This is a genomic window from Corallococcus sp. AB032C, from assembly GCF_003668935.1.
Classification (GTDB): Bacteria; Myxococcota; Myxococcia; order Myxococcales; family Myxococcaceae; genus Corallococcus; species Corallococcus exiguus.
The window spans coordinates 21,530-33,058 of record NZ_RAWP01000016.1; the positions used below are offsets into that span (position 1 = coordinate 21,530).

Here is an 11,529-nt window from a genome sequence, read left to right on the forward strand (position 1 = left end):
TCCATCGTCCAGGACTGGATGCACAAGCGGGGCGCCGGGCCCTCCCTGCCCGCCTGCCCTCCAGGCCCCCGGCATCCAGACCCGGTCATCCGAAGGTCCGATGCACATCGTTGTCCGAGTGCGTGTGCGCGAGGGGGCACGCATTCGGGGGCGGACATGCGGGACCACGTCGACAGGATGAGCTGGCGCCGTCACGTCCTCTGGGGCTGGCTCCTGGCCCTCCTCTTCGTGGGCCTCGCCGCTCCGGCGGCTCCGGATTCACCGTCCTTCGTCGCGCGGTGCGAGCTGGAGGGCGTGGTGGATACCGGCTCGGGCGCGTACCTCACGGACTGCGTGAAGCGCGCGGAGGACGGAGGAGCCTCGGCGCTGCTCGTGCGGCTGGACACTCCAGGCGGTTCATTGGACGCCACCCGCGCCGTGGTGCGCGCGTTCCTGGGTTCGCGCGTTCCCGTGCTCGTGTGGGTGGGGCCTTCCGGCTCACGTGCAGGCAGCGCGGGCGTGTTCATCGCGCTCGCGTCGAACGTGAGCGCCATGGCGCCGGGGACGAACATCGGTGCGGCGCATCCCGTGGGCCTCGGGGGCGAGGACGTGGAGCAGGTGGGTGGCGAGGAGCTCGCCCGCAAGGTGGAGAACGACACGGTCGCCTTCGCGGAGGGCATCGCCCGGCAGCGGGGCCGCAATCCGGAGTGGGCCGCGGCCGCCGTGCGCGACAGCGCCAGCGTCCCCGCGGACCGCGCCGTGGAGCTTCGCGTGGTGGAGCTCGTCGCCCCCACCGAGGCCGCGTTCCTCTCCTCCGTCGATGGCCGCCGCGTGGAGGTCGCGAACGGAGACACCGTGACGCTCGCCACCCGCGAGGCCCGCGTGGTGTCGCTGGAGCCGGGGCTGTCACAGCAGGTGGTGCATGCGCTCGCGCAGCCGTCCCTCATCTACCTGCTGTTCCTCGTCGCGGCGCTGGGCCTGGTGGTGGAGCTGTCCCATCCGGGCGCGGTGGCGCCGGGGCTCATTGGCGGCGTGGCGCTGGTGCTGGCGTTGATGGCCTCCGCGACGCTGCCGGTGCGCTCGGGCGCGCTGGTGCTGATGCTGGTGGGCGTGGGGCTCATCGTCGCGGAGCTGTTCGTCACCAGCGGCCTGCTGGGCGCCGCGGGCGTGGGCCTGTTGATACTGGGCGGCGTGTTCCTGGTGGACCGCTTCGAATCGGGCTGGTTCGTGGAGCCGTCCTTCCGCCTGTCGTGGGGCGTGCTGCTGCCCACGGCGCTCGTGTTCGCGGGGAGCGCGGCCTTCGTCGCGTACCGCAGCGCCCAGACGCGCAGGCTGCCGCAACGGGGGGGCGACGCGGGGCTCGTCGGCGAGGCCGGCACGGCGCTGGGCCCCGTCACGCCCTCGGGCGGCGAGGTGTTCGTCCACGGCGAGCGCTGGCGCGCCGTCTCCTTCACTCCCATCCGCGAGGGCGCCCGGGTCGTGGTGCGCGCCGTGGAAGGGCTCACCCTCACCGTCGCGGAGTCCCTGCCATGACCGAGTTGTTCGGAGCGCTGGGGTGGCTCATCCCCCTGGCCCTGCTGTTCGTCCTCTTCATCTCCGGCGTGCGCATCGTCACCGAGTACCAGAACGGCGTCGTGTTCCGGCTGGGCCGCTACGTGGGCCTCAAGCGCGCGGGCTTCCGCTGGCTCATCCCCTTCGTCGAGCGGATGGTCATCATCGACCTGCGCACCGTGGCGCGCGACGTGCCCCCGCAGGACGTCATCACCAAGGACAACGTCAGCGTGAAGGTCAACGCCGTCGTCTACTTCCGCGTCATCCAGGCGGACAAGGCCGTGCTCCAGGTGGAGGACTACCTCTACGCCACCAGCCAGATTGCGCAGACCACCCTGCGCGCCATCCTGGGCCAGGTGGAGCTGGACGACCTGTTGTCCCAACGCGAGCGCATCAACCACGAATTGCAGCAGGTGCTCGACGCGCGCACCGACCCGTGGGGCGTGAAGGTCTCCAACGTGGAGGTGAAGCACATCGACCTGCCGTTCGAGATGCAGCGGGCCATCGCGCGGCAGGCCGAGGCCGAACGCGAGCGCCGCGCGAAGATCATCGCCGCGGAAGGTGAACACCAGGCCGCGGAGAAGCTGGCCCTGGCCGCGGACGTGCTCAGCCGCAACCCCGCCACGCTCCAGCTGCGCTACCTGCAGACGCTGGTGGAGATCACCGGCGGCGGCAACCACACCATCCTGCCCATCCCCCTGGAGCTGCTGCACGCGTTCGGCGCCGTGCCCGCGCGGCCCTTCCGCCCGGAGGAGGCCCGCGAGGAGGAGGAGGACGAGGACGCGTCCCACGGCCCGTCTTGAAACGCCTCCGGCGGAAACGACGAAGGTCCACCCGCGCGCGAGGCACGGATGGACCTTTCGGGTGAGACGCAGCGGCGGGATTACAGCTGGCCGCTGTCCTCGATCTTCACGGGCTGGCGCGTCGCGCCGGACTGGCTGCCCACGCCTTCAATCTTCTTCACCACGTCCATGCCCTCGACGACCTTGCCGAAGACGACGTGCTTGCCGTCGAGCCAATCCGTCTTGATGGTGGTGAGGAAGAACTGCGAGCCGTTGCTGTTGGGGCCCGCGTTGGCCATGGAGAGGATGCCCGGGGCCGTGTGCTTGTGCTTGAAGTTCTCGTCCGCGAACTTCTCACCGTAGATGGACTCGCCGCCGTAGCCATTGCCGAGCGTGATGTCGCCGCCCTGGCACATGAAGTTCGGGATGACGCGGTGGAAGGGCGTGCCCTTGAAGTGCAGCGCCTTGCCACCGCGGCCGATGCCCTTCTCGCCCGTGCACAGGGCGCGGAAGTTCTCGGCGGTCTTGGGGACGTCGTCGGAGAACAGCTCCATCACGATGCGGCCGGCGGGCTGGCCACCAATCGACATGTCGAAGAAGACCTGAGCGTTTGCCATGTTCACGTGCTCCACGGTGAGGGTTGAGCCTGAGAGGCTGCGGAATCCTGCGCGATACCAGGCGCGCGAGCCGGGACCTACCAGACCCGCGCGTCTCGGAGGCACCCGCTAGCACCTTCGCGTGCGCTGCGGAACAAATTCAGGGCGCTGGCGGGTCGCCCGGCCGCCCGTCGCGGAAGAGCTCCGCGCCCTCCAGCGTGATGGCGCGGCGGCTCAAACGCAGCGACGCCAGGGCCAGCACCGCCGTGGAGCCCAACAGCCCCACGCCCAGGGAGAAGGACATCACCGGCAGCCCCTCCGGCACCGCGACGCTGCGGCGCAGCAGGTACAGGAGCGACGTCACCACGAAGGACAGCAGCGCCGCGTAGGTGAAGCCAATGGCCCGGGCGAGGATGGCGTGGCGGCGGTCCATGATGGCCACCTCCTCGCGCAGGAGCGAACGGCGCGCATGGCCCTCCGGCAGCGTGCGCCACTCCCGGACCATGTCCCGCATGCGCGCGGTGATGCGCGAAATCTGATTGTCCAGGCCGGTGGCCAGGATGCCGCACCCGGACACCATCACCGCGGGCGTCACCGCCGTACCAATGAGCTGGATGGAGGAGGGGTCCAGGCCGTCCATGCCGACGTTCATGCCCCCTTCTGTCCCACCGCCCGCCCGGCCGCCACCCCATGCATCCCGACACCATCACTGACAAATCGCCACCGACGTCTTGACACCTCCACTGTCACAACCTACTGTCAGGTTCGTGAGCACGCCCAAGACACAGACGGAGTGGAAGCTGACCGCGCTGGCGGAGGAGGTGGGCATCTCGCCTCGCACGGTCCGCTATTACGTCCAGCGGGGCCTCCTGCCCGCGCCGCCCTTCAAGGGGCCGGACACTGTCTACGGAGAGGAGCACCGGGTGCGGCTCAAGGCCATCCGGGTGCTCCAGGCGAGGTTCCTGCCACTGGACGCCATCCAGGCGGAGCTCTTGCGGTTGTCGCCGGAGGAGCTGCGCCGGCTGGCGGAGTCGCCGGTGGGCTCGGGGACGCTGCCGGTACCGGAGGACGTCCTCCGGATGCCCCCGAAGCGGCCGGGAAAAGACCCGACGGTGGAGGTGGCGCGTTACCAGCGCTGGCTCTTGGCGCCGGGGTTGGAATTGCACGTGTCGGAGCAGGCGGAAGCGAAGGTCCGGGCGCTGGCGGAGCGGGTGCGCGCCCTCATCGAGGAGTTCCAGGAAGGAACGCGGTCATGAACGAGCAGGCGAAGTGTGGGCTTTTCACGCGGGACGGGGCCCAGGTGCCCCTGCAGGGAGTGGAAGTCTCCGGTGAGCTGCTCGGGGGGCACGCGCGGGTGCGCGTGACGCAGCGCTACCGCAACGACGAGAAGAAGCCGGTGGAGGCCATCTACACCTTCCCTCTTCCCTCCGACGCGACGCTCAGCGCCTTCTCCATGACGTGCGCGGGCCGCCGCGTGGCCGGTGTGGTGAAGGAGCGCGAGGCCGCCTTCCGCGCCTACGACGACGCCATCACCGAAGGTCACGGCGCGGCGCTGCTGGACCAGGAGCGCGCCAACGTCTTCACCGCGCAGGTGGGCAACCTGCTGCCGGGCGAGGAGACGCTGGTGGAGGTGGAGTTCCTGCAGACGCTCACCGCGGAGGAGGGCAGCGTGCGCTGGATGCTGCCCACGCTGGTGGCGCCCCGGTACATGCCCGGCGCGGTGCACGGCGACCGCACCGGCCATGGCAGCGCGGCCCCGACGACGCGGGTGCCGGACGCGGACCGCATCTCCCCGCCCACGAGCATGAACGTGGACTACGGGCTGCGCATGGACCTGCTCATCGACGTGGGCCGTGACGTGGTGGTGGAGAGCCCGTCCCACCGCATCACCGTCGCGAAGGAGGGCACGCGCACGCGGGTGAGCCTGCAGCGCGATTCGTTCCTCAAGGACTTCGCGGGCAACGAGGTGGCGCTGGACCGGGACGTGGTGCTCACGATGCGCAACGCCAACCCGGACGTGATGCTCACGCCCGTGGTCACGCACCGGAAGGCGGAAGGTCCGGGCACGTTCGCGCTCACGGTGGTGCCGGACCTGCTGAACCTGGCGACGACGCCGCCCCGGCAGGAGGTGGTGTTCGTGGTGGACACGTCCGGCTCCATGGACGGCGACAGCCTGCCCCAGGCCCAGGCCGCGCTCCGGCTGTGCCTGCGCCACCTGCGCGAAGGCGACCGCTTCAACGTCATCGCGTTCGAGAACTCGTTCCGCTCCTTCTCTCCGCAGACGGTGCAGTTCACCCAGCGCACGCTGGAGCAGGCGGACGCGTGGGTCGCGGGGCTGAGGGCCTACGGCGGCACGGAGCTGCTGGAGCCGATGGTCACCGCGATGAAGGCCGCACCGGACGGCGTGGTGGTGCTGCTGACGGACGGCCAGGTCGGCAACGAGAATGAAATCCTCGAAGCGGTGCTCGCGGCGCGCGGGGCGGGGCGGGTGTTCTCGTTCGGCATCGGCACCAACGTGAGCGACGCGCTGCTGCGCGACCTGGCGCGCCGCACGGATGGCGCGGTGGAGTTCATCCACCCGGGAGAGCGCATCGACGAGAAGGTGGTGGCGCAGTTCTCGCGGGCGCTCGCGCCGCGCGTCACCGACCTGGAGGTGCGCTTCGACGGCGTGGAGGCCAGTGAGCTGGCGCCGGCCACGCTGCCGCCGCTGGTGGATGGCACGCCGTGGACGCTCTTCGGGCGCTATGCGCAGGCGGGCACGGGCAGCGTGACGCTGAAGGGGAAGTCGGGCCGTGAGCCCTTCTCCCTCACTGTGCGGTTGGATTTGCCCGCGCAGTCGGACCGGCCGGTGGTGGAGAAGTTGTGGGCCGCCGAGCGCATCCGGGGCTGGATGGACGCGGGGCTGGTGGGCCGGCGCGCGGAGGCGATGAAGGAGCGCATCGTGCGGCTCGCCGTCGAGCACCAGCTGGCCACGCAGTACACGTCCTTCGTGGTGGTGGAGGAGCGCCAGGGCGACCGCCGTGCATCCGGCACGCCGGACACGCGCGTGGTGCCGGTGAACGCGCCCGCGGGCTGGAGCATGTTCAACCAGGCCGCTCGGGACGAGGACGACGAACACGTGCCGGAGGGCGGGCTCGTGGACGCGCTCGCGGCGCCGCCGCGGCCCGTGATGAAGCGGCGGATGGCTTCGAAGTCGATGCCCGCGCCCGGAGCGGTCAGCCGTTCCCGGGGCGGCGCGGTCCCCCCGCCACCTCCGAGCATGTCCGCGCCCTCCCCTGCGCCCGCGCGCGACCTGGGGCCGGAGCCCACCACCGGGTCCTCCTTCCAGGCGGAGTTCGCGGATGGCTCCGGGCCCGGGGGCGCCAGCGCGCCCATGGAGCGCAGGGAACAGGAGGCCACGAAGAGCGCGAAGAAGGAGAAGGGCGGCCTCTTCGACCGGCTGATGTCCGCCGCGAAGCCGCGCAAGGACGCCGCCATGCAGGGCGCCCCGGAGCTGGAGCGCGTCGTCAAGGAGAAGGCGGAGGTGGTCTACGAGCAGGAGGAGGAGTCCCTGCCGCTGTCCGTGGCGGAAGCGTCCATCCCCACCGAGGACGTGGGCGGCATCCTGGGCCAGCAGCTCGCGAACGGGCTGTGGGCCGGCACGGGTGAAGGACCGGAGCCGGTGCGTCAGGCCCGCGCCACCGCGCGGGTGCTGTTGGTGCTCCTGCGCGAGGGCATCACCAGCAGCCACCCGCTGCACGGCGCGCAGGTGAAGAAGGCCGTGGACGCGCTGCTCGCGCTGGCCTCGCAGCTGGGCCAGGCGCCGGACGTGGCGGAGCTGGCGCTGGGTGTGGCGTGGCTGGTGGCGGCGGGTCCGCGTACGCGGGGCCGCATCGAGCAGGCCGCGAAGCCCCTTCCGGGTCTGGACGGGCGGCTGGGGGACATGGCCGCGCTCCGCCAGCACATGGAGACGTTGGCGACGCGGTAGGCCGTCACGTGGCGTCACCCGGGCCCCCGTGCCTCCTTTCCAGGAGGACCGGGGTCCCGGGTCTCCCGTCTTTCCGCGGGGGTGACTAGGGTGGGCGCCTGCATGTTCCTCGCGCCCTTCTTCCTGGCCGTCCTCGTCGCAGCGCAGCCCGATCCTTCGCCCCGGGAAGGCGCGGCACCTCCCGCCGTTACGTCTTCTGGGCCCGTCTCCGCGCCACCGCTCGTGGCGAGTGACGAAGCCTGCGCCGCCGAGTCCGACTACGCGGCGGGCTTCGACGCGTTGGTGCGCGGACAGGAGGCCCAGGCACTGGAGTTGTTGGAGCGCGTGATGCGGGTGTGCCCCGGGCATCCGTACGCGCCGGAGCTGGCGCGGCTGGCGCGGACACGGCTGGAGCCGGGCGCGCGGCTGGCGCAGGACACCCTGGCGCGGCCGGTGGTGGCGGAGCCAGAGGAGTCCTTGAAGGAAGGACCGTCGAAGGGGGCCCGCGCGTCGTTGACCGTCGTGCAGACGCTGCACGGCATCACCCAGGGCATCCTGCTGTGCTCCATCTCCAACTGCCAGGATGGGCGCGCGTACGTGGCGGTGTCGCTGCTGGGCGGCGGCGCGGGGGCGGCGATTTCGCTGCTCGCCACCCGGAGCGGAATGACGCAGGGGCAGGCGGCGGCCATCAACTCCGGCACGGTGTGGGGCTTCGGCTATGGCCTTGCGTCCATGAGTTCGTTCGACCTGGACGGAGACAGCGCCACGGGGGCGGTGATGGTGGGGGCGCTGGGCTTCACGGGCCTGGGCATCCTGGTGGCGGAGTTCGCGCGGCCCACCGCCGGACAGGTGTCGCTGGCGAACTCCGGCGGCCTGTGGGCGGGCGTGGTGGCGGGGCTGCTGATGGCCACCCAGAGCGGCGAGACGCGCGACTTCATCGGCATCGAGCAGGGCGTGGTGGGCGCGGGCCTGCTCACCTTCGCGCTGGTGTCACGCAACCTGGACATCTCCCGGGGCCGGGTGCTGCTCATCGACGCGGGCGGCATCCTGGGCGGCCTGGTGGGCTTGAGCGCGATGTTCCTGGCGCTGGACAGCGACCACGGGGACGCGCTGCTGGTGGGCACCGCCGTGGGCGTGCTGGCCGGCCTGGGGACCACGACGTTCCTCACGCGTGACTTCGATGCACCAGACAACACTCCGACCGTCTCTGTCGTCCCGGCGGCCCTGGGGCGGCATGGGGGGATGGGGCTCGCGGTGCTTGGGCAGTTCTAGACTGCGGCCGCAGTTCTCCTTCGGCCTTCCCGGAGCCGCCCATGCCCGACGAGTCCCAGGCGCTGACCCTCTTGCGTGACGAGCACACGTTGCGCGTGCGGCAGGTGAAGGAGTGGGGCGAAATCCTCACCGGCTTCGAGGGCCGCAACCGCTACGAGGTGGTGGGCGACGACGGACGCCCGCTCTTCTTCGCGGGTGAGGTGGGCAGCGGGCTGGGCCTGTTCCTCGTGCGCGGCTTCCTCAAGGCGAAGCGGCCCTTCACGATGGAGCTCAAGTCCGCGCGCGGGGAGACGCTCCTGCGGCTGCGCCGCCCGTGGCGCTTCTGGCTGTCCCGGCTGGAAGTGGAGGACGGCGAGGGACGGCACCTGGGCGCCATCCAGCAGCGCTTCCGCTTCTTCACCCGCGCCTACGACGTGCTCGGGCCCAACGACGAAGAGCTGGCCCAGCTGAGCGGGCCGTTCTTCAGGCCCTGGACGTTCAACGTGGAGCAGCAGGGCCGCGAGGTGGGGACCATCGCGAAGAAGTGGAGCGGGTTCGGCAAGGAGATGTTCACGGACGCCGACAACTTCGGCGTCCGGTTCAACGGCCTGCACGACCCGCACGTGCGGACGCTGGTGGTGGCCGCGACGTTCCTCATCGACTTCGTGCACTTCGAGGACCGCCGCGGCGGCAAGGACTGACGGCTAGGAGTGCCGGCGCAGCGTGGGCACGCGCGTCTGGCCCTGCTCGTCACGCGGGAGTCCGTCGAACGCCGGCTCACCGGCGGGCGGGGCGGGGCGCCAGCGCTGGACCTCGCGCACCATGAAGAAGGCGGCGGCCGATAGAACGCCCAGGTCGTCCAGCCAGCCGAACACGGGGATGAAGTCCGGAATCGCGTCCACGGGCGACACGAAGTACAGGACAGCCAGCAGCCCGGACAGCTTGCGCCACGTCGCCACCCGAGGGTCGCGCACGTAGTGGAAGAAGCGGGTTCCCATTCCTCGAAGGCCTGCGATGTTCATACCCCTCCCTACGCATGGGGGACGCGGGTGATTGCACCATCCGTGCCGGGCGCTTGCACGCCTGGTGTGCTAGCGGGCGGCGCCGGATGTCTCCTCCAGCACGTCCGCGCGGCCCGCGACCTCCAGGCGGGCACGGCTGCCCTCGCGAAAAGGGGCCGAGGAGGCGGCGCGCACCACCAGCGCCATGCCCGCGCAGGACACGGTGAAGTCCACGTGCGCGCCCCGGAAGGCGCGCTCCAGCACCTCCGCACGCAGGGCTCCGCCCACCGCGACGCCGTCCGTGTCGGGGACGAGCCGCAGGGTTTCCGGGCGCAGGGAGAGCATCACCTCGCCGCGCGCCTCCGTGCTCAGCGGCAGGTTGCCCAGCGCCGTGCGCGCGACGCGGCCAAAGGCTGAACCGGGCAGCAGGTTGGTGCCGCCCAGGAAGTACGCGGCGAAGGCGCTGCGCGGCGCTTCGTAGACGGACTCGGGCGAGCCCTGCTGTTCCACCGTGCCTCCGCGCAGCAGCACCAGCCGGTCCGCGAAGGCCAGCGCGTCCCCCACGTCGTGCGTGGCGAAGAGCACCGCGGTGCCTCGCGCCTTGAGCACGCGGCGCCACTCTCCGAGGACGTTGGCGCGCAGGCCGGCGTCCATGCCGGCGAAGGGTTCATCCAGCACCAGCAGCTTCGCTCCGGAGGCCAGCGCGCGCGCCAGCAGTACGCGCTGCCGCTGTCCGCGTGAGAGTGTTCCGCAGGTGCGCGCCTCCAGGTCTTCAAGCTGGAACAGCGCCAGCATGCCGCGCGCGTGCGCCAGGCCTTCGCCCTTGGGCTGCACGCCCAGCACCACGTCGCGCACGGTGAGGCCGGATTCGAGCTCCGCGTCGTGGAGGACGCGGCGCAGCGGACGCTGCTCCGGAGGCACGAACACGTCCGGCCCGGCGACCACGCGGCCCGCGAGCGTGATGGAGCCGGACGTCGGCTGCTCCAGGCCCGCCACCAGCCGCAGCAGCGCCGTCTTCCCGGAGCCAGAGGTGCCCATCAGCGCCACCGCGTCCCCTGGCTCCAGCGCCAGCGACACGTCGCGCACCGCGGGGGCGGCGGCGCCGAGGAACTTCAGGGTGAGGGTATCGAGCGAAAGGAAGGCCATGACGGCGGGCACACTACGGTGCGGCACCGGCCGGGCCAAGCACCGGGTCCCGTCCGCTGGGGAATGCCGGACGCCCGGCGGACATGGCTACGCGTAGATGTGCCACGACATGATCCAGGCGCACACGGCCGGAACCAGCGCGCACCAGGCAGGCCAGCGTGGCGTCCCGGAGCGGAACGCCCAGACCACGAATCCCACCGCCAGATAGATGAAGACGCGCTCCATCCGCTGCAATCCCTTCAGGAGCTCCTCCAATGGCATCTGCATCTCCACCGCCATCAGGGAAGGCTTGTTGAGGACAGGGTTCATCACCTTCCATTCCAGGTCGGTGTAGAGCAGGCAGGTGTTCATGGCCGCGGCACTGAGCCCCAGGCTCACCAGCGCCCGCGTGAACGACCTGGATTGCCACAGGCCCCGCCATCCCTGAAGCGCTTCGGGCTTCGGCTGTACGGTCTCCGCTGTGTCCGTTCCTGATGCCATTGCACGACAGCCTATCCCGGACCGGCTGCGGCGCTTCCCGCCGCGAGGCCAGGCTCCCGCCCCGCTCTTCCCCTCTTCCGGGAGTCCCCATGTCGCGCCTGCTCGTCGCTTGTGCCGTCCTGCTGGGAACCGCGTCCTTCGCCCAGGCCCCCGCTGCCCCTCCGCCCAAGGCCGCGGCCGCCCCCGCCGCTCCGGAGAAGCCAAATCCGATCAAGGCCTCCGCGGAGCGCATCCAGGCCGCGCTCGCCCAGCTGCCCAAGGCGAAGCCCGAGGATGTGAAGTCCCAGGACGCCATCCTCAAGGCGCTCTACGACGTCATCAGCGGACCGGCGGGCGCGGCTCGCGATTGGCAGCGCTTCCGCTCCCTCTTCTATCCGGGCGCCCAGCTCATCCCGCTGGGGAAGCCGCCGGGCGCGACCTCGCTGGCGGCCCGCCCCATCACCCCGGAGGACTACGTGACGTGGGGACAGGAGAGCACCGCGACGCACGGCTTCTTCGAGAAGGAGATTGCTCGCCAGACGCACGCCTTCGGCGCGCTGGCGCAGGTCATGAGCACCTATGAGGCGCGCGGCACGCAGGACGGGCCGCTCATCGCCAAGGGCGTCAACAGCATCCAGCTCTTCAACGACGGCCAGCGCTGGTGGGTGATGAACATCTTCTGGCTCGACGAGAAGACCGCCGGCCTCACCGTGCCCAAGGACCTCACCCAGAAGTAGTCCCGCGCACCAACGAAGAGGGCCGGGTCCCGGAGCGCGCATCCCGCGTCCCGTGCCCGGCCCTCCCGTGTTTCTACGGCC

At 71.1% G+C, this 11,529-nt stretch carries 12 protein-coding genes; 7 read left to right on the plus strand and 5 right to left on the minus strand.

Annotation, left to right across the window (positions count from 1 at the left end; all coding sequences use genetic code 11):
- Positions 1–177: 177 nt before the first annotated feature.
- Both D7X99_RS09665 and D7X99_RS09670 read left to right on the plus strand, forming a co-directional pair.
- Positions 178–1,512: a nodulation protein NfeD gene (locus D7X99_RS09665; RefSeq protein WP_233613245.1), complete on the plus strand. Its 1,335-nt coding sequence runs from the start codon at positions 178–180 to the stop codon at positions 1,510–1,512.
- Entirely contained in the window at positions 1,509–2,333 is an 825-nt protein-coding gene (locus tag D7X99_RS09670) for a slipin family protein (RefSeq protein WP_121777517.1), read from the plus strand. Before D7X99_RS09665 ends, D7X99_RS09670 begins: the two co-directional genes overlap by 4 nt.
- 80 nt (positions 2,334–2,413) lie before the next feature.
- Here D7X99_RS09670 and D7X99_RS09675 read toward each other — a convergent pair whose 3' ends face one another.
- A complete protein-coding gene (locus tag D7X99_RS09675) occupies positions 2,414–2,929 on the minus strand; it encodes a peptidylprolyl isomerase (RefSeq protein WP_121777575.1) in 516 nt (171 codons plus the stop codon).
- Between the two features lie 139 nt (positions 2,930–3,068).
- A complete protein-coding gene (locus D7X99_RS09680; protein ID WP_169826509.1) occupies positions 3,069–3,560 on the minus strand; it encodes a DUF2721 domain-containing protein in 492 nt (163 codons plus the stop codon).
- 115 nt (positions 3,561–3,675) lie between these two features.
- On the opposite strand from D7X99_RS09680, the gene D7X99_RS09685 reads away from it, so the two are divergent.
- The 4 genes from D7X99_RS09685 (at position 3,676) to D7X99_RS09705 (ending at position 8,806) form a co-directional block, all read left to right on the plus strand.
- Complete coding sequence (locus tag D7X99_RS09685) at positions 3,676–4,164, plus strand: MerR family transcriptional regulator (RefSeq protein ID WP_120577439.1); 489 nt, start codon at positions 3,676–3,678, stop codon at positions 4,162–4,164.
- Positions 4,161–6,875 (plus strand): VIT domain-containing protein, encoded by a 2,715-nt coding sequence (locus D7X99_RS44415; RefSeq protein WP_121777518.1) that lies wholly within the window; start codon positions 4,161–4,163, stop codon positions 6,873–6,875. The genes D7X99_RS09685 and D7X99_RS44415 overlap by 4 nt, the downstream gene beginning before the upstream one ends.
- Positions 6,876–6,977: 102 nt before the next feature.
- On the plus strand, positions 6,978–8,126 hold the full coding sequence (locus D7X99_RS09700) for a hypothetical protein (protein WP_147476098.1): 1,149 nt from the start codon (positions 6,978–6,980) through the stop codon (positions 8,124–8,126).
- A gap of 41 nt (positions 8,127–8,167) precedes the next feature.
- On the plus strand, positions 8,168–8,806 hold the full coding sequence (locus tag D7X99_RS09705; protein WP_121777521.1) for a phospholipid scramblase-related protein: 639 nt from the start codon (positions 8,168–8,170) through the stop codon (positions 8,804–8,806).
- Positions 8,807–8,809: 3 nt separating this feature from the next.
- Here D7X99_RS09705 and D7X99_RS09710 read toward each other — a convergent pair whose 3' ends face one another.
- From D7X99_RS09710 to D7X99_RS09720, 3 genes are all read right to left on the minus strand, one after another.
- Positions 8,810–9,103 (minus strand): YkvA family protein, encoded by a 294-nt coding sequence (locus D7X99_RS09710; protein WP_120594675.1) that lies wholly within the window; start codon positions 9,101–9,103, stop codon positions 8,810–8,812.
- 93 nt (positions 9,104–9,196) lie between these two features.
- Positions 9,197–10,252: an ABC transporter ATP-binding protein gene (locus tag D7X99_RS09715; RefSeq protein ID WP_121777576.1), complete on the minus strand. Its 1,056-nt coding sequence runs from the start codon at positions 10,250–10,252 to the stop codon at positions 9,197–9,199.
- An 87-nt stretch (positions 10,253–10,339) separates the two neighbouring features.
- Positions 10,340–10,732 (minus strand): hypothetical protein, encoded by a 393-nt coding sequence (locus D7X99_RS09720; protein ID WP_121777522.1) that lies wholly within the window; start codon positions 10,730–10,732, stop codon positions 10,340–10,342.
- An 89-nt stretch (positions 10,733–10,821) separates the two neighbouring features.
- Between D7X99_RS09720 and D7X99_RS09725 the strand changes: the two genes are divergently transcribed.
- Complete coding sequence (locus D7X99_RS09725) at positions 10,822–11,448, plus strand: nuclear transport factor 2 family protein (protein WP_121777523.1); 627 nt, start codon at positions 10,822–10,824, stop codon at positions 11,446–11,448.
- Positions 11,449–11,529: the final 81 nt, after the last annotated feature.